11 protein-coding genes and 1 pseudogene are annotated in these 17,514 nt (G+C 74.3%); 8 read left to right on the forward strand and 4 right to left on the reverse strand.

Annotated elements, in window-relative coordinates:
- Positions 1-13: 13 nt before the first annotated feature.
- On the forward strand, positions 14-1,429 hold the full coding sequence (locus QMQ26_RS28495) for a M1 family metallopeptidase (RefSeq protein WP_282203207.1): 1,416 nt from the start codon (positions 14-16) through the stop codon (positions 1,427-1,429).
- A gap of 33 nt (positions 1,430-1,462) precedes the next feature.
- Here QMQ26_RS28495 and QMQ26_RS28500 read toward each other — a convergent pair whose 3' ends face one another.
- Positions 1,463-2,683, reverse strand: a complete 1,221-nt coding sequence (locus QMQ26_RS28500) for an RNA-guided endonuclease InsQ/TnpB family protein (protein ID WP_282203208.1) — start codon at positions 2,681-2,683, stop codon at positions 1,463-1,465.
- Positions 2,684-2,837: 154 nt separating this feature from the next.
- On the opposite strand from QMQ26_RS28500, the gene lpdA reads away from it, so the two are divergent.
- From lpdA to QMQ26_RS28525, 5 genes are all read left to right on the forward strand, one after another.
- Positions 2,838-4,244 carry a dihydrolipoyl dehydrogenase gene (lpdA, locus tag QMQ26_RS28505; RefSeq protein ID WP_282203209.1) on the forward strand — a complete coding sequence of 469 codons (1,407 nt, stop codon included), beginning with the start codon at positions 2,838-2,840 and terminating at the stop codon, positions 4,242-4,244.
- Positions 4,245-4,349: 105 nt separating this feature from the next.
- Complete coding sequence (locus QMQ26_RS28510; RefSeq protein ID WP_100839738.1) at positions 4,350-5,702, forward strand: DUF2252 domain-containing protein; 1,353 nt, start codon at positions 4,350-4,352, stop codon at positions 5,700-5,702.
- Between the two features lie 95 nt (positions 5,703-5,797).
- The gene (locus tag QMQ26_RS28515) at positions 5,798-5,992 is read left to right on the forward strand and encodes a hypothetical protein (RefSeq protein ID WP_100839737.1); all 195 of its coding nucleotides are present in this window, start codon (positions 5,798-5,800) and stop codon (positions 5,990-5,992) included.
- Between the two features lie 190 nt (positions 5,993-6,182).
- Positions 6,183-7,331 (forward strand): PRC and DUF2382 domain-containing protein, encoded by a 1,149-nt coding sequence (locus tag QMQ26_RS28520; RefSeq protein WP_282203210.1) that lies wholly within the window; start codon positions 6,183-6,185, stop codon positions 7,329-7,331.
- A gap of 77 nt (positions 7,332-7,408) precedes the next feature.
- On the forward strand, positions 7,409-7,573 hold the full coding sequence (locus tag QMQ26_RS28525; RefSeq protein ID WP_146616465.1) for a DUF4175 domain-containing protein: 165 nt from the start codon (positions 7,409-7,411) through the stop codon (positions 7,571-7,573).
- A 58-nt stretch (positions 7,574-7,631) separates the two neighbouring features.
- Here QMQ26_RS28525 and QMQ26_RS28530 read toward each other — a convergent pair whose 3' ends face one another.
- Positions 7,632-9,392: a choice-of-anchor P family protein gene (locus tag QMQ26_RS28530; protein WP_282203211.1), complete on the reverse strand. Its 1,761-nt coding sequence runs from the start codon at positions 9,390-9,392 to the stop codon at positions 7,632-7,634.
- Positions 9,393-9,908: 516 nt separating this feature from the next.
- Between QMQ26_RS28530 and QMQ26_RS28535 the strand changes: the two genes are divergently transcribed.
- Both QMQ26_RS28535 and aceE read left to right on the forward strand, forming a co-directional pair.
- Positions 9,909-10,553: a GntR family transcriptional regulator gene (locus QMQ26_RS28535; RefSeq protein ID WP_282203212.1), complete on the forward strand. Its 645-nt coding sequence runs from the start codon at positions 9,909-9,911 to the stop codon at positions 10,551-10,553.
- A 149-nt stretch (positions 10,554-10,702) separates the two neighbouring features.
- Positions 10,703-13,402: a pyruvate dehydrogenase (acetyl-transferring), homodimeric type gene (gene aceE / locus QMQ26_RS28540; RefSeq protein WP_282203213.1), complete on the forward strand. Its 2,700-nt coding sequence runs from the start codon at positions 10,703-10,705 to the stop codon at positions 13,400-13,402.
- 15 nt (positions 13,403-13,417) lie between these two features.
- Here aceE and QMQ26_RS28545 read toward each other — a convergent pair.
- Together QMQ26_RS28545 and QMQ26_RS28550 are read right to left on the reverse strand one after the other, a co-directional pair.
- Positions 13,418-14,733: pseudogene (locus QMQ26_RS28545) on the reverse strand (NAD(P)/FAD-dependent oxidoreductase).
- A gap of 166 nt (positions 14,734-14,899) precedes the next feature.
- Positions 14,900-17,389, reverse strand: a complete 2,490-nt coding sequence (locus tag QMQ26_RS28550) for an ATP-dependent Clp protease ATP-binding subunit (RefSeq protein WP_100839732.1) — start codon at positions 17,387-17,389, stop codon at positions 14,900-14,902.
- Positions 17,390-17,514: the final 125 nt, after the last annotated feature.

Here is a 17,514-nt window from a genome sequence, read left to right on the forward strand (position 1 = left end):
AGGACCCCCCGCGTTGAGCTCCAAGCCGGCCCCCGCCGCCGACCCGTACTTCCCCCGGCACGGGGACCCGCGCTACCGCGCCCACCGCTACGAACTCGCCCTCGACTACCGGCCCGGCCCCAACCGGCTGGCCGCCTCCGCCCGGATCGCCGCCATCGCCGGGCCCGAGCCGCTGCGCGAGTTCACCCTCGACCTGGCCGACTTCCGGATCGGCCGGGTGCTGGTCGACGGGAAGGCCGCGCACTACGCGCACCGGGACGGCAAGCTCCGGATCAGGCCCGCCAAGGCCCCCGCCGCCGGGGCGGTGTTCACCTGCGAGGTGCACTGGTCCGGCAACCCGCGCCCGGTGCGCAGCCCCTGGGGCGGGATCGGCTTCGAGGAGATCACCGACGGCGCGCTGGTCGCCTCCCAGCCGGTCGGCGCCCCGTCCTGGTTCCCCTGCAACGACCGCCCCGCCGACAAGGCCGCCTACCAGCTGACGGTGACCACCGCGACCCCGTACGCCGTGGTCACCGGCGGGCGCCTGCTCAGCCGCACCACCCGCTCCTCCGCCACCACCTGGGTCTACGAGCAGCCCGCGCCCACCGCCCCCTACCTGGTCGGGCTGGCGATCGCCCCGCTGCGGCAGGTCCCGCTGACCGAGCGGGCCCCCGGCACCGTCCCGCAGAGCGGCTGGGTGCCGCAGCCGCTGGCGGCCCGGTTCGAGCACGACTTCGCCCGGCAGCCGCAGATGATGCGCCTGTTCGAGGAGCTGTTCGGCCCGTACCCGTTCGACGGGTACACCGTCGCCGTGGTCGACGAGGACCTCGACGTGCCGGTCGAGGCGCAGGGCATGGCCACCTTCGGCCGCAACCACCTCGACGGGCGGCGCGGCTGTGAGCGGCTGGTCGCCCACGAGCTCGCCCACCAGTGGTTCGGCAACAGCGTCACCGTCGCCGACTGGCGGCACATCTGGCTCAACGAGGGCCTGGCCAAGTACGCCGAGTGGCTCTGGTCCGAGCGCACCGGCGGCCCCACCGCCCAGCGCAAGGCCGCCGACGCCCACCTCCAGCTGCGCGGCCTGCCGCAGGACCTGGCGATCGGCGACCCCGGCAAGCGGCACATGTTCGACGACCGGGTCTACGAGCGCGGCGGCCTGACCGTGCACGCGCTGCGCTGCGCCCTCGGCGACCCCGCCTTCTTCCGGCTGCTGCGCGACTGGGCCACCGCCTACCGGCACGCCGTGGCCACCACCGCCGACTTCGCCGCGCACGCCGCCCGCTACACCGACCGCCCGCTCGGCCCGCTGCTCGACGCCTGGCTGCACCGGGGCGCGCTGCCCGACCTGCCCGTCCCGGAGCCGGAGCCGTCCCCGGCCCCCCGGCCTGGTGTACTGGGAGGCACGGGCCGTGAGGCGGTCCGTCGCTTCCTGAAGGATCGAGGAACTTGACATCCTCCCCTTCCCGAAGGAGGGGGGTTCCCCTCAGCCTCGCGGCTGAGACACCCTGCGTGGGCGGGGTGCTGGGACTTCTTCCTGCTTCACCGACGACTGCCCGCCCGGAGTGCTCCGTTGAGGTCTTACACCGTCTCCACAGGCTGCTGCCGCCAGCCCGGCGGCCAGGATGTTGCGTGCCGCGTTCACGTCCCGGTCGTGGGACGCACCGCAGTCGCACGTCCACTCGCGGACGTTCAGCGGCATTCCCGCCCGGAGGGTGCCGCAGACCGAGCAGAGCTTGGAGCTGGGGAACCACCGGTCGACGGTGATCACCTCGCGCCCGTACCAGTCGGCCTTGTACTCCAGCATCGACCGCAGCTCGGTCCACGACGCACCCGAGATCGCCCGCGACAGCTTGCGGTTCTTGAGCATGTCGCGGACGTTCAGGTCCTCGATCACGACCGTTTGGTTCTCACGGACGAGTCGAGTGGTGAGCTTGTGCAGGAAGTCACGCCGCCGGTCAGTGATCCGGGCGTGCACGCGGGCAGCCCTGAGCCTGGCCTTCTCCCGGTTCGCGGAGCCCTTCTCCTTGCGGGCCAGCTCTCGCTGGGCCCTGGCCAGGCGCTCGCGGTCGGCGCGCTCGTGCCTCGGGTTGGTGATCCTCTCCCCGGTGGAGAGCGTCACCAGGCTGGTGATCCCGGCATCGATGCCCACGGCGGCGTTGACCGGGGCGGGTACGGTCGGCCGGTCCTCGCACAGCAGCGAGACGAACCAGCGCCCCGCACCGTCCTGGCTGACGGTCACCGTGGACGGTGCCGCGCCCTTCGGGAGCGGCCGGGACCACACGATCGCCAGCGGCCGGTCCATCTTGGCCAGGGTCAACCCGCCGTCCCGGTAGCGGAACCCGCTGGTGGTGTACTCGGCGGACTTCCGGGACCTCTTGCGGGACTTGAAGGTCGGATACTTCGCCCGCTTCGCCCAGAAGTTTCCGAACGCCCCCTGCAGGTGCCGCAGCGTCTGCTGCAACGGCACCGAGGACACTTCGGCCAGGTAGGCCAGCTCCCCGGTCTTCTTCCACGCCGTCAGCATCGCCGACGTGGCGTTGTAGTTCACCCGCTCCTGACGCAGCAACCACGCCTCGGTGCGGGCCTGCAACGCCAGGTTGTAGACCTTGCGCACACACCCGAACGTGCGCGACAGCTCGGCCGCCTGCTCGTCCGTCGGGTGGAAGCGGTACTTGAACGCCCGCTTCACAGGGCCGGTGGTCATGCTCACAAACTAGCGTGACTCCAGGTTAAAGGTCGGATCTGCGGGTCGGAGGACCGCGGTCCGCCTTGACGGCGAATCTCAGCCCCTGTCCCGCTCCGCAGGAGTCTCGTCTCCTCCCCCGGTTGAGGCCGGGGGTATCCACGAAAGGAATCCGATGAGCACGCACTACGACGTGGTCGTCCTGGGCGCCGGCCCCGGCGGCTACACCGCCGCCGTCCGCTCCGCCCAGCTCGGCCTGCGCACCGCCGTGATCGAGGCCAAGTACTGGGGCGGCGTCTGCCTCAACGTCGGCTGCATCCCCTCGAAGGCCCTGCTGCGCAACGCCGAGCTCGCGCACACCGTGCTGCACGAGGCCGAGCTGTACGGCCTCCAGGTCGACGGCAAGGTCTCCTTCGATTACGGCAAGGCGTTCAGCCGCTCCCGGCAGGTCGCCGACGGCCGGGTCAAGGGCGTCCACTACCTGATGAAGAAGAACGGCATCACCGAGTACGACGGCTGGGGCACCTTCGTCGACGACCACACCCTCCAGGTCAAGCTCACCGCCGGCGGCTTCGAGATGGTCACCTTCGACCACTGCGTCATCGCGACCGGCGCCACCACCCGGCTGCTGCCCGGCACCTCGCTCAGCGAGCGGGTCGTCACCTACGAGGAGCAGATCCTCACCGAGCGGCTGCCGGAGTCGATCGTCATCGCGGGCGCCGGCGCGATCGGCGTCGAGTTCGCGTACGTGCTGCACAACTACGGCGTGCAGGTCACCGTCGTCGAGTTCCTGGACCGGATGGTGCCGCTGGAGGACGCCGACGTCTCCGCCGAACTCGCCAAGCAGTACCGCAAGTTGGGCATCAAGGTGCTCACCTCCACCCGGGTCGACGCGATCGACGACTCCGACCCGGCGGGCCCGGTGAAGGTCACCGTCACCCGGGACGGCAAGCAGGAGGTGCTGGAGGCCGACAAGGTGCTCCAGGCGATCGGCTTCGTGCCGCGCGTCCAGGGCTACGGCCTGGAGGCCACCGGCGTGCAGCTCACCGAGCGCGGCGCGATCGCCGTCGACGGCCGGGGCCGCACCAGCGTCGAGCACATCTTCGCGATCGGCGACGTCACCGCGAAGCTGATGCTCGCGCACGCCGCCGAGGCGATGGCGGTGATCGCCGCCGAGACCATCGCCGGGGCCGAGACCATGGAGATCGACTTCGTGATGGTCCCGCGCGCCACCTACTGCCAGCCGCAGGTCGCCAGCTTCGGCTACACCGAGGCGCAGGCCCGCGAGCAGGGCTACGCCGTCAAGGTGCAGAAGTTCCCGTTCACCGCCAACGGCAAGGCGCACGGCCTCGGCCAGCCGGTCGGCTTCGTCAAGGTCATCGCCGACGACACCCACGGCGAACTGCTCGGCGCCCACCTGATCGGCCCCGAGGTCACCGAGCTGCTGCCCGAACTGACGCTGGCCCAGCAGTGGGACCTGACGGTGCACGAGGTCGGCCGCAACGTGCACGCCCACCCGACGCTGGGCGAGGCCGTCAAGGAGGCGATCCACGGCCTGGCCGGGCACATGATCAACATGTAGTGCGGCCCTCCGGGTGAGCGACCGCCGCCCCGGTGCCCGCCGACGGTACGGCGGCGCGCCGGGGCGGTACGTCTTCGGGCCCCGACGCCGTGAGGAGCCCCGCCGATGAACGCCCCCGCCCCCTACCTGACGGTCGACGAGCGCACCGAGGCCGGCCGCGCCGCCCGGGCCCGCGCCCCGCGCTCCACCGCCGGGCACTGGCGGCCCGCCGCCGACCGGCCCGACCCGCTCGCCGTGCTGCGCGCCCAGGCCGCCGACCGGCTCCCGGAACTCGTCCCGATCCGCACCGGCCGGATGGCCGCCTCCCCGTTCGCCTTCCTGCGCGGCGCCGCCGCCGTGATGGCCGGCGACCTGGCCGCCGCCCCCGACAGCGGCCTGACCGTCCAGCTCTGCGGCGACGCCCACCTGGTCAACTTCGGACTGTTCGCCTCACCCGAACGGGCCCTGCTGTTCGACCTGAACGACTTCGACGAGACGCTGCCCGGCCCGTTCGAGTGGGACGTCCAGCGGCTGGCCGCCAGCCTCGCCGTCGCCGCCCGGGAGAACGGCGAGCGCCCCGAGGACGCCCACCGGGTGGTGCGCGAGGCCGTCCGCGCCTACCGCGAGCACGTCCGGCAGCTCGCCGGGCTCGGCGAACTCCCGGTCTGGTACCGGCGGATCGACGCCGACGACCTGCTCACCCGCCTCACGGGGAAGCCCCGCCGCCGGGTCGAGGCCGACCTGGCCGCCGCCCGCCGCCGCGACAGCCTCCAGGCGGCGGGCAAGCTCACCGAGACCACCGCCACCGGCCGCCGCCGCTTCAAGGACCAGCCCCCGCTGATCGAGCACGTCGGCGTCGACCCCGACGAGGTGCACGGCATGCTCGCCGACTACCGCGCCACCCTCTCCGAGGAGCGCGCCCGCCTGCTCGACCGCTACCGCTACGTCGACACCGCCCGCAAGGTGGTCGGCGTCGGCAGCGTCGGCACCCGCTGCCACGTCGTCCTGCTCCAGGGCCGGGACGCCGGCGACCCGCTGGTCCTCCAGGTCAAGGAGGCCCGGGCGTCCGTCCTGGAGCCCTACGCCGGGCCGAGCCGGTACACCCACCACGGGCGGCGGGTGGTCGCCGGGCAGCGCCTCATCCAGGCCGCGAGCGACATCTTCCTCGGCTGGATGACCGGCCCGGCCGACCGGCACTTCTACTGGCGCCAACTGCGCGACATGAAGGGCTCCGCCGAGGTCGGCACCATGACTACCCGCGCCCTGCGCGCCTACGCCCGGCTCTGCGGCACCGCCCTGGCCCGCGCCCACGCCCGCTCCGGCGACCGGATCGCCATCGCCGCCTACCTCGGCCGCGGCGACGCCTTCGACCGCGCCGTCACCGCCTTCGCCCACCGCTACGCCGAGCTCAACGCCGCCGACCACGCCCGCCTCACCGCCGCGATCGCCGCCGGCGAGGTGCGGGCCGAGAACGCCTAGGCCGGGCGCGCGCGGCCCGGCCCCCGGTTTGCGGACCGTCCGGCGGCGGGGGGTGATGGAGGGAAGCAACGTCCGCACCACTGCCGGAGGCAACCGTGTCCCACCACAAGTCGAACAAGGCGGTCGAGGGCGACCCCGACACCGGCCACGGCGGCGGCCTGCCGCGGCGGCCCGACGAGACCGAGCTGGAGGAGCGCACCGAGGAGGACCGCGAGGAGGCCGGCCTGGACCCCGGCGACGGGGACGGCGACGGCGACGGGGAGGGCGACGGCGACGGGGACGGGGTGTAGCCCGGTCCGCCGGGCGCACTCCGCCGGGCGTCCCCGGTGCGGCACGGTCCGCACCGGGGACGCAGCGTGAGCGAAGGTGGCGAATTCGCCCGATTTCGGTCACTTTGCGTGAATGTGTCCCCGAAGCGGGTTTCAGTCCGGCGGAGCGGGCCACGCGCCCAGTGCTGGAATGTGAAGGAGGCGTGAGCACATGATCACCGAACAGCAGATCCGTTCCATGCTGAACCACCCCGTGCACGACGCTCAGGGCAACAAGATCGGTAAGGCCGACCACCTCTTCCTCGACGACGCCACCGGCAAGCCCGAGTGGGTGAGCGTGAAGACCGGGTGGTTCGGTTCGAGCGAGTCGTTCGTCCCGATCCGGGACGCCGACGTGGTCGACGGCCACCTCCAGGTCCCCTACGCCAAGGACAAGGTCAAGGACGCGCCGAACGTCGACGTGGACAACGGCGGCCACCTCTCCGAGCAGGAGGAGCGCCGGCTGTACCAGCACTACGGCATCGCCTGGGACGACGCGTGGAAGGCCGCCAACCAGCCCGGCGAGGGCGGTTGGGCCCACCGGGAGGGCGACACCGGCACCGCCGCCGGTGCGGCGGGCGCGGCCGGTGCGGCAGGCGCGGCGGCCAAGTCGAAGACGGACCGCACCCGGCTCACCGACGCCGCCGGAACCGCCGGAACCGCCGGGACCGCCAAGGCCACCGGCACCACCGGAACCGCCGGGACCGCCAAAGCCGCCGGAACCGCCGGTGCGGCCGGAACCACCGCCGCCGGTGCGACGGCGGGCGGCCGGACGGACGCCCGTTCCGGCATGGATGCCCGTTCCGGCATGGACGCGCGTTCCGACCTGGACGCCCGCGCCGCCGCTGCCGCCGCGCCCGGCCCCGCCGTCCGGGGGACCGGCCGCACCGAGCGCGACGACGAGGCGATGACCCGCTCCGAGGAGCGGATGCACGTCGGCATCGAGCGGTACGAGACCGGGCACGCCCGGCTGCGCAAGTACGTCGTCACCGAGGAGGAGCAGCAGACCGTGCCGGTCCGGCACGAGGAGGTCCGGATCGAGCGCGAGCCGATCACCGAGGCGAACCGGGGCGAGGCGCTGTCCGGCGAGGTCATCTCGGAGGCCGAGTACGACGTGGTCCTGCACGGGGAGCGCCCGGTCGTGCGCACCGAGGCCGTCCCGGTGGAGCGGGTGCGGCTGGTGACCGAGGAGCACGTCGAGGAGCAGACCGTCACGGGCGAGGTGCGCAAGGAGCGCATCGAGGCCGAACTGCCGGATGCCGAAGGGAAGTTGCCGCCGAACACCGGTAAGGACGACCCGGGTCGGGGACGCCGCCGGTGACGCCCTCCGGCGGGGCCCGGCCCTCGGGCTGAGCCCCGCCGGACGCGCCGGGTGCGGGACGAGCGAAGGAGGCCGAGATGGTGTGGTTGCTGCTGATCGTGCTGATCGCCGTGGTGTGCGGCTTCGTCGGCGCGCTGGTGAAGGGCCTGCTGTGGCTGCTGGTGATCGGCGCGGTGCTGTTCGTCGGCGCCCTGCTGGTGGCGGGCGTCCGGATGGGCCGCAGGAGCTCCGCGCCCCGCTAGGCCCCCTGCACGTGAGCGGCCCCCGGCACGCGCCGGGGGCCGCTCCGCGTACGGGGTGTCAGGAGGCGGGGCAGGTGTCGGCCGTGGTGAGCAGGGCCGCGGTGCTCTGGGCGACGGTCAGGCGGGTCCCGGTGAGCAGGGTCAGCGAGAGCGCGGTGACGGTGACGCCCCGGCCCCCGGCGAGCGGGGTCCGCTGGTTGACGACCAGGGAGCCGACCAGCGGGAGGCCGATGGTGGTGTTCGGCGCGGCGTCGGCGGCGACGGGGAGACCGGCGACCCGGAGGTTGACCAGGGTGGTGGTACCGCTCGGTTCGACCGTTCCCGGGCCGGTGGCGGTGAGCGGCTGCCGGGCCCGGGCCGAGGTGCCGACCAGGTCGGCGGTGACCAGCCCGCCGAGCAGGCTGACCCCGGTGACCTGGGCGTGGGCGGCCGCGGTGCGGGTGCCGTCCGGGTCGACGGTGCCGGAGGCGTCGGTGGTGAGCACGCCGAGGGTGCCGACGGTGCCGAGCCCGGCGCTGAGCACCGCGTGCGCGTCCTGGCCGGGCAGCGGGGTGCAGGAGTGGGCGGAGGCGGGCAGCGGGCCGATGTTCACCGCCGGGGAGGTGAGCCGCACGCCGTGCGCCCGGGCGTCGAAGACCGGCGCGGTGAAGGTCACCGAGGTGCAGCCGGGCGGGTCGAGGCCGATCCGGGCGGTGACGTCCGACCCGCACACCCGGTAGGTGCCGCCGGTGAGCGAGGTGAGCCGGACGGTGGCCGTGCAGGACGGCTGTCCGGCGGCCAGGTCGCCGTGCACGGTCACGGTGCCCGGCCCGGGGTCCGCGACGGCCGTGCCGGAGCCGCAGTCGGTGGTGGCGCTGCCGGGGTCGAGGACCAGCCCGGCGGGGAGCCGGCCGGTGAACGACCAGCCCTCCTTGGCGGCCAGTTCGGCGGTGTTGGTGACGGTGAAGGTCAGCGTGGCGGGCGCGCCGACGGGCAGCTGGGCCGGGGCGAAGGACTGGTCGAGCTGCGGGGTGGCGTCCAGCAGCCGGATGTTGTCGATCGCGCCGTCGTTGCCGCCGCCGCTGGGCTGCTCGTTGACCAGCCGGATGCCGGCCGAGTCGCCGCTGAACAGGACCGAGCCGTTGCTGGCGTAGGTGCCCACCGAGGTGCCGCCGATCACCCGGCCGGGGTTCTGGCAGGGGTCGATGGGGGAGCTGAACGCGGCCCGCGCGGTGCCGCCGTCGAGCAGGTAGAAGGCGAGCAGCGGGTGGCTGGCGAAGCAGTTCTGGGCCGCCGCGTCCACCGAGAAGGTCAGGAAGCGGTTCTGCGCGCTCAGCGGGACCGGCCGTACGGTCTCCAGCTCGGTGCGCCCGGCGCCCGGGTCGGCCGAGGTGTAGGCGGTCAGCGAGTGGTTGGTGGCGGCGTCGCCGCCCGCCCAACTGCCCAGCGCGGCGGCCATCTGCTTGTTGGCGGCCCAGTAGCTGCCGCAGTAGACGCCGGGCGGCGGGGCTGCCGGGCCCTGCGCGGAGACGATCAGCCCGTTGCAGGCGGTCAGCCAGGCCGGGTCGGCGGTGTACTGCTCGGCGGCCGGCGCGGCGCCGGTGTAGTCGGTCAGCAGGGTGACCGCCGGACCCTGGCCGTTCTCGAAGTCCTCGGTGAACACGGTGACCGGCGCGCTCGGCGTGCCGGGGTTCCCCGGCGCGTTCGCCGCGGCCGGCCCGATCGCGGCCAGCGTCCCGGCGGCCAGCGCGGCGACGCCCAGCAGGGCCGTCGCCGCCCGGCCCCGCCACCGTCCGCGGGCCGCCCCCGGCACGTCGCCCCTCGGTCCGTAACCCCTCATCCCGCACCCCTTTCGTGCCGCCCGGCCGCTCGTCCCGGCCGCACCGGGACGACGCGACGGACGTCCCGGCCACTGTCCCGGTCCGGGGGCCCTTCGCACACCGGCGTGCGGCGTCCCGGCCGGTGCGGTCGCGCGCACGCGCGCCGTGCGAGCCGGTGCGTGCTGCCGCGAGCCGGACGGCCCGGGGGTCCGTCCTCGGACCCCCGGTGCGGCCCCGCGGTGTCCGGTGCGTGCGTCCGGGCTGTGCCGGTCCGAAGCCCCCGTCCGGGGGTGCCCGGGCTTTCGGCCGGTGCGGCGGGCGGGCCCCTCCTGCGCGCGACGGGCAAGGAGGACGCGTGCCGGGTGCCGGGGAGCGGGAAGCGGGCAGGGAGCGGAGGCGGGCCCTGGCGCGGGACCGGTCCCGCCGGGAGGGGGCGGGCGGGGCGCGGGGACGGCCCCGTATCGTGGGAGTCGACCCGCCCGGCACCCCGGCGGACGCCGCACGGCGGTGGCAGAGGCGAGCAGCAGGAGCAACCCATGTCCCTCCCGGTCGTCCTCTCCCTGCGGGAGCAGATCCGCGGGCACATCGTCGAGGGCATCGTCAGCGGCCGGTGGAAGCCGGGGGAGCGGATCGTCGAGCGCCGCGTCGCCGCCGAGCTGGACGTCAGCCAGACCCCTGTGCGCGAGGCGCTGCGGGAGTTGGAGACGCTGCGGCTGATCGAGTCGTCCCCCAACAAGGGCGTGCGGGTGCGGATGCTCACCGCCGCCGACCTGGAGGAGATCTACCCGGTGCGGGCCGGACTGGAGCAGCTCGCCGCCGAGACGCTCGCGCGGCGCCTGGCGGCGGACCCGGCGGCCGGGGCCGCCCTGGAGGCGGTCCTGGAGCCGGAGGTGGCGGCCCTCCGGGCGGCCGACCGGGCGGGCGACGTGCGGGCCCAGGTGCACCACACGGTGGCCTTCCACCGCGAGCTGGTGCGGTCCGCGGGCAACGGCGTCCTGCTGCACACCTGGGAGTCGCTCGGCATCGAGGTGTGGGCGGCGCTGTCGATCCGCTGGCTGGGCACCCGCCAGCCCTCCTACGCGGAGGAGCACGAGGCGGTCCTGGAGGCGTTGCGGCGGCAGGACCCGCGGGCGGGGGAGCTGGTCCGGGAGCACGTGCTCGGCTGTGCACCGCGTGCCTGATCGGCGGGGCCGCGCGGGGTGAGGAGTGGCACCGGGTGCCTATTCCGCCGCCGGTATTTGATCGATCATCGATCAGAGTTAGGGTGACGGCAGCCCCCACGGGGCCACCCGGCGGCGTACCGGCCCCGCCGGACCCACCGCCCCGCACGATGCCCGAGAGGGACCGCCATGTCCGACCTCCCCCCCCCGCCCCCAGCGCCCTGGACCAGCTGCCCGACCGGGATGCCGAGGAGACCGCCGAGTGGGCCGCCTCGCTCGACGCCGTGGCCGCCGCGGCCGGCCCGCGCCGCGCCGGCTACCTGCTGCGCCGCACCCTGGAGCACGCCGAGCGCACCGGCCTGCCCGCGCCCCGCCCGCTGGAGACCGACCACCTCAACACCATCCCCACCGCCGCCGAACCCGCACTGCCCGGCGACGAGGTGCTCGACGCGCGCATCACCGCCTGGAACCGCTGGAACGCCGCCGCCATGGTCACCCGGGGCAGCCGCCACGGCCTCGGCGGCCACCTCGCCACCTACGCCTCCGCCGCCTGGCTCTACGAGACCGGCTTCCAGTACTTCTTCCGCGGCAAGGCCGACGGCTCCGGCGACCAGCTCTACGTCCAGGGCCACGCCTCGCCCGGCATCTACGCCCGGGCGTTCCTCGACGGCCGTCTGAGCGAGGCCGACCTCGACCGCTTCCGCCAGGAGACCGGCCCCGGCGGCCTGCCCTCCTACCCGCACCCGCGCCGCCTGCCCTGGCTGTGGGAGTTCCCCACCGTCTCGATGGGCCTCGGCCCGCTCTCCGCCATCCACCAGGCCCGCTTCAACCGCTACCTGCACCACCGCGGCATCAAGGACACCTCCGCCTCCCACGTGTGGGCCTTCCTCGGCGACGGCGAGATGGACGAACCCGAGTCCACCGCGGCCCTCGCCCTGGCCGGCCGGGACGGCCTGGACAACCTGACCTTCGTCGTCAACTGCAACCTGCAGCGCCTCGACGGCCCGGTCCGGGCCAACTTCAAGATCGTGCAGGAGCTGGAGGCGCAGTTCCGCGCCGCCGGCTGGAACGTGGTGAAGGCGCTGTGGGGCCGCTCCTGGGACGCCCTGTTCGCCCTCGACACCACCGGCGCCCTCCTCCAGCGCCTGCGCGAGGTCCCCGACGCCCAGGTACAGACCTACGCCGTCCGCGACGCCGCCTACATCCGGGCCCACTTCTTCGGCGCCGACCCCGAACTGGCCCGCATCGCGGACCGGCTGGACGACGCCACCCTCCTCGACTGCTTCCACTCCTCCCGGGCCGGCCACGAGCCCCGCAAGGTGCACGCCGCCTACCGCGCGGCCCTGGCGCACCGCGGCGCCCCGACCGTGGTCCTCGCCCAGACCGTCAAGGGCCACACCCTGGGCGACGGCTTCGCCTCGCGCAACGCCAACCACCAGATGAAGAAGCTCTCCACCGCCGAGTTCCGCGCCATGCGGGACCTGCTGGAGCTGCCGATCCCCGACCGGGCCCTGGACGACGGCCCGGTCCCCTACGCCCACCCCGGAGCCGACTCCGCCGAGGTGCGCTACCTGCACGAGCGCCGCGCCGCCCTCGGCGGTCCCGCGCCCGCCCGCCGCCTGCACCCCGCACCGGCACTGCCCGAGCCGCCCGCCGCGCCCTTCGACGCGCTCGCCAAGGGCTCCGGCCGCCAGGAGATCGCCACCACCATGGCCTTCGTCCGCCTGGTCAAGGACCTGATGCGCGACCAGGCCACCGGCGCCCGCTGGGTGCCGATCGTCCCCGACGAGGCCCGCACCTTCGGCATGGAGTCGCTCTTCCCCACGCACGGGATCTACTCGCCGCTCGGCCAGACCTACGAGCCCGTCGACCGCGGCCAGTTGCTCGCCTACACCGAGGCCCGCGACGGCCAGATCCTCAACGAGGGCATCACCGAGGCCGGTTCGATGGCCGCCTTCACCGCCGCCGCCACCGCCTACGCCACACACGGCGAGCCGATGATCCCCTTCTACATCTTCTACTCGATGTTCGGCTGGCAGCGCACCGCCGACCAGATGTGGGCCCTCGCCGACCAGCTCGGCCGCGGCTTCCTGATCGGCGCCACCGCCGGCCGCACCACCATGACCGGCGAGGGCCTGCAGCACGCCGACGGGCACTCCCACCTGATCGCCTCGACCAACCCCGCCGCCCGCTCCTACGACCCGGCCTTCGCCTACGAGCTGGCCGTGATCGTCCGCGACGGCCTGCGCCGGATGTACGGTCCCGCCCCCGAGGACGTCTTCTACTACCTGACGGTCTACAACGAGACCAAGGCACAGCCGCCGATGCCGCAGCGCCCCGGCGTCGAGGAGGGGATCGTCAAGGGCCTGTACCGCTACCGGGAGGCCGGTCCCCTCCCCGGGCCCGACGCCCCGCCCCGCCTGCAACTGCTGGCCTCCGGCACCGCCGTGCACTGGGCCCTGGACGCCCAGCGCCTGCTCGCCGACGACTGGGGCGTGGCCGCCGACGTGTGGTCGGCCACCTCCTGGAACGAGCTCCGGCGCGACGCGCTGGCCTGCGACGACGCGCTGCTGAACGGCGAGGAGCGCACCCCTTACGTCACCCGCGCCCTCGCGGGCGCCCCCGGGCCGGTGCTGGCGGTCAGCGACTGGATGCGCGCGGTGCCCGACCAGATCGCCCAGTGGGTCCCGCAGGACTGGAACTCCCTCGGCACCGACGGCTTCGGCCTCTCCGGCACCCGCGAGGACGTCCGCCGCCACTTCGGCGTCGACCCCGAGTCGGTGGTCGTCGCGGCGCTGGCCGCCCTCGCCCGGCGCGGCGACGTCAAGGCCGGGACCGTCGCCGAGGCCCGCCGCAGGTACGGCCGCTGACCCCGGGCCGCGGGGTCAGGCCGGGCGGTACGCGTCGGTGTGCTCGAAGTCGGGCATCGTGGCCGGGCGGCCGTCCTGGAAGCCGGTGCTGACGAAGTCGCTGCCGGTGGTGGCGTTCAGCGCCCAGTTGACCAGCACCCGGGTGCGGGCGGTGACGGTCGGCAGCGCCATCAGGTGGTAGCCGCGGGCCACCGCCTGCCCCGGCAGGCCGCTCAGCTCCACGCCCAGCGGCCGGGAGACCGCGTAGCCGCCGCCCAGGTCCACCACCAGACCCAGGTCGCGGTGGAAGTAGGGCCGCATGGCGGTGCCCCGCAGCCGGGCGGCCACGTTGAGGGCCACCGCCTTGCCCTGGCGCTGCGAGTGCTGCGCGGTGGGCGGGGTGATGCTGCCGTCGTCCTTGGCCAGGTCCGGGACGGCGGCGGCGTCCCGACCGCGAACACGCCCTCCGCGCCGGGCACCGTGAGCTCCGCCGTGGTCGCCAGCCGCCCGCGCACCAGGTCGGTGTCGACGGTGTGCACCAGCGGGCTGGCCGCCACGCCGGCCGTCCACACCAGGGTGCGGGTGCGCAGCGTCCGGCCGTCGGTGAGCTCCACCGTCCGGGGGGTCACCCGGGCCACGCTGGTGTTCAGGCTGAACTCGATGCCCCGGCCGCGCAGCACCGCCATCGCGGCGTCGCCGAGCCGCTCGCCGATCTCCGGCAGCAGCCGGGGCGCGATGTCCACCAGGTGCCAGCTGAGCAGCGACGGGTCCACGTGCGGGAAGCGCCGGACGGCCGCCCGGGTGAGCAGTTCCAGGCAGGCGGCGGTCTCGGTGCCGGCGTACCCGCCGCCCACCACCACGAAGCACAGGCGCTCGGCGCGCTCCTCGGGGTCGTTGGTGGCGGCGGCCGCGTCCAGTTGGCCGATCACGTGGTCGCGCAGGTAGGCGGCCTGGGCCAGGGTCTTCATCCCGAGCGCGTGCTCGGTGACGCCCGGGATGTCGAACAGCCGGGTGGTGCTGCCGGCGGCCAGCACCAGGTGGTCGTAGCCGAGCTCCCACTCGGCGCCCTCGTTGGTGCGCACGGTCACCTGTCGCCGCCCGGTGTCCACCCCCAGGGCGAACCCCGGCACGTAGCGGGTGCGGCGCAGCCGCCGCCGCAGCGAGACCGCCACCGACTGCGGGGTGACGACGCCCGCCGCCACGTGCGGCAGCAGCGGCAGGTAGAGCTGGTAGTCGTGCGGGGAGACCAGCACCAGCTCCGCCTCCCCGGGCTTGAGCAGCCGCTCCAGCCGGTGCAGGCACTCCACGCCGGCGAAGCCGGCACCGATGACGAGGATCCGGGGGCGGGGCATGGGCACACTCCGGGCCGATGGGGAGGGGGATGCCGCCCATGCTGGCAGCGCCCCGCGGCCCCGCACCTCGACCGCCGCGGGCGGCCGGGGAACGAGGCGGGCAGGGAACGAGGCGGCCGGGGAACGAGGCGGCCGGGGAACGGGGGCGCGGGACGACGGGCGCGGGTCAGGAGGGCTCGGGGCGGCCGATCGAGCAGACCAGTTCGCCGTCCCGCGCGTCGGCGACGATGGTGTCGCCGGGCCGCAGGTCGCCGCCGAGCAGCATGGTGGCGAGCCGGTTGTCGAGCTGGGTCTGGATGGTGCGGCGCAGCGGGCGGGCGCCGAACTCGGGCTGGTGGCCCTTGTCGACCAGCCACTCCTTGGCGGCCCCGGTGACCTCCAGCTCCAACCCCTGCGCCCTCACCCGGCGTTCGGAGTTGGCCAGCATCAGGTCGACGATCCGCATCAGGTCGTCGGCGCCCAGCGCGTCGAAGACGATGATGTCGTCGATCCGGTTGAGGAACTCGGGCAGGAAGCGCCCGCGCAGCTCCTCCATCAGCCGGTCGCGGATCTCCTCGGTCTCGCCCTTGTGGGAGAGGATCAGCTGCGAGCCGATGTTGGAGGTCATGATGACCACGGTGTTGCGGAAGTCGACGGTGCGGCCCTGGGCGTCGGTGAGGCGCCCGTCGTCGAGGACCTGGAGCAGCGCGTTGAAGACGTCCGGGTGGGCCTTCTCGACCTCGTCGAACAGCAGCACGCTGTACGGGCGGCGGCGGACGGCCTCGGTGAGCTGCCCGGCCTCCTCGTAGCCGACGTACCCGGGCGGGGCGCCGACCAGGCGGGAGACGGTGTGCTTCTCCTGGAACTCGCTCATGTCGAAGCGGACCAGCCGGTCCTCGTCGCCGAAGATCAACTCGGCCAGGGCCTTGGCGAGTTCGGTCTTGCCGACGCCGGTCGGGCCGAGGAACAGGAACGAGCCGACCGGCCGGTCCGGGTCGGCCATGCCGGCCCGGCTGCGGCGCACCGCCTCGGAGACCGCGACCACGGCCCGGTCCTGGCCGATCACCCGGTCGTGCAGCTCGTCCTCCAGCTTGAGCAGCCGGGTCTTCTCGTCCTCGGTGAGCTGCGAGACCGGGATGCCGGTCTGCCGGGAGAGCACGTCGGCGACGTCGTCGACGGTCACCGAGACCACGCCCTCGCGGCGCTCCTCGACCTCGGCGGTCTGCGCCTCCAGGTCGGCGATCCGGCCCTTCAGCTCGGAGGCCCGGGAGAAGTCCTCGGCGGCGACCGCCTCGTCCTTCTCGCGGCGGAGCTTGGCCAGTTCGTCCTCGCGGCCGACCACCTCGGTGGAGCGGCCCAGGCCGCGCAGCCGGACCCGGGCGCCGGCCTGGTCGATCAGGTCGATCGCCTTGTCGGGCAGGAAGCGGTCCGAGACGTACCGGTCGGAGAGGTCGGCGGCGGCGCGCAGCGCCTCGTCGGTGAAGCGGACCTGGTGGTGGGCCTCGTAGGAGTCGCGCAGGCCCTCCAGGATCTGCACGGTCTCCTCGACCGAGGGCTCGGGGATCAGCACCGGCTGGAAGCGCCGCTCCAGCGCCGGGTCCTTCTCGATGTGCTTGCGGTACTCGTCGATGGTGGTGGCGCCGATGACGTGCAGCTCGCCGCGGGCCAGCGCGGGCTTGAGCATGTTGCCCGCGTCCATCGCGCCCTCGCCGCCGGCGCCCGCGCCGACCACGGTGTGCAGCTCGTCGATGAACAGCACGGTGGAGTCGGCGGCCTCCCGGACCTCGTCGATGACGTTCTTCAGCCGCTCCTCGAACTCGCCGCGGTACTTGGAGCCCGCGACCAGCCCGGACAGGTCGAGCGAGACCACCCGCCGGTCCTTGAGGGTGGAGGGGACGTCGCCGGAGACGATCCGCTGGGCCAGTCCCTCGACGATGGCGGTCTTGCCGACGCCGGGCTCGCCGATCAGCACCGGGTTGTTCTTGGACCGGCGGGAGAGGATCTCGACGGTCTGCTCGATCTCCTCGGCCCGGCCGACCACCGGGTCGAGCCGGCCCATCCGGGCGTCCTCGGTGAGGTCGCGGCCGTACTCGTCCAGGGTCGGCGTCCTGCTCTCGGGCTTGGCGGGGGAGTGCTCGCCCCGGGCGGCGGCCTCGGCGCCGCGCTGGAGCCGGGAGGGGTCGGCGCCCTGCGCGCCGAGCAGGCGGCCGGCCGCCGAGTCGGGGTCGTCCAGCAGGGCGGCCAGGATGTGCTCGGGGCCGATGTAGGAGACGCCGGCGGCCTGCGAGCGGGCGTGCGCACCGATCAGCACCCGCTTGGCGGCCGGGGTGAGGCCGGGGTCGACCGAGGGGTCGGCCGCGCCCGCGGGCAGGGTGCGCTCGATCGCGGCGGCCAGCCGGTCCGGGTCGGCGCCGGACCGGGCGAGCAGGCCGCGGGACGGCTCGACCTGCGTGGCGGCCCACAGCAGGTGCGGGGTGTCCAGGTCGGTGCTGCCGTCCTCCTGGGCGCGCAGCTCGGCGCGGGCGATCAGGTCGCGGGACGATTCGGTCAGCAGCCGCCCGATCGGGACGCGCTGCACGGCGGGCGGGGACGCGGCCGGGTTGAGGCCGAAGAAGCGGTTGAGCAGCTCCGAGAAGGCGTCGTCGGAACCGAAGGAGCCGAAGCCGGGCATGGTCATCGTGCGGGCACTCCCCTGGGCGGGCGGGCAGCGGTCCCCCCGAACTATGCCAACGCGTGGTATGTCCCGCTCAGCGGATGATCCGGACAGGTGGCGCCCGGCCCGCCCGGCGGGCTTCGGCGAAC

Origin of the sequence: Kitasatospora fiedleri (genome assembly GCF_948472415.1) — a bacterium.
In the GTDB taxonomy this organism is placed as follows: Bacteria; Actinomycetota; Actinomycetes; order Streptomycetales; family Streptomycetaceae; genus Kitasatospora; species Kitasatospora fiedleri.

Bases quoted from the DNA above. Each gene is read 5' to 3' on its own strand.
- QMQ26_RS28500 (WP_282203208.1), bottom strand. From the start codon at position 2,683: ATGACCACCGGCCCTGTGAAGCGGGCGTTCAAGTACCGCTTCCACCCG.
- lpdA (WP_282203209.1), top strand. From the start codon at position 2,838: ATGAGCACGCACTACGACGTGGTCGTCCTGGGCGCCGGCCCCGGCGGC.
- QMQ26_RS28510 (WP_100839738.1), top strand. From the start codon at position 4,350: ATGAACGCCCCCGCCCCCTACCTGACGGTCGACGAGCGCACCGAGGCC.
- QMQ26_RS28520 (WP_282203210.1), top strand. From the start codon at position 6,183: ATGATCACCGAACAGCAGATCCGTTCCATGCTGAACCACCCCGTGCAC.
- QMQ26_RS28525 (WP_146616465.1), top strand. From the start codon at position 7,409: ATGGTGTGGTTGCTGCTGATCGTGCTGATCGCCGTGGTGTGCGGCTTC.
- QMQ26_RS28530 (WP_282203211.1), bottom strand. From the start codon at position 9,392: ATGAGGGGTTACGGACCGAGGGGCGACGTGCCGGGGGCGGCCCGCGGA.
- QMQ26_RS28535 (WP_282203212.1), top strand. From the start codon at position 9,909: ATGTCCCTCCCGGTCGTCCTCTCCCTGCGGGAGCAGATCCGCGGGCAC.
- aceE (WP_282203213.1), top strand. From the start codon at position 10,703: ATGCCCGAGAGGGACCGCCATGTCCGACCTCCCCCCCCCGCCCCCAGC.
- QMQ26_RS28550 (WP_100839732.1), bottom strand. From the start codon at position 17,389: ATGACCATGCCCGGCTTCGGCTCCTTCGGTTCCGACGACGCCTTCTCG.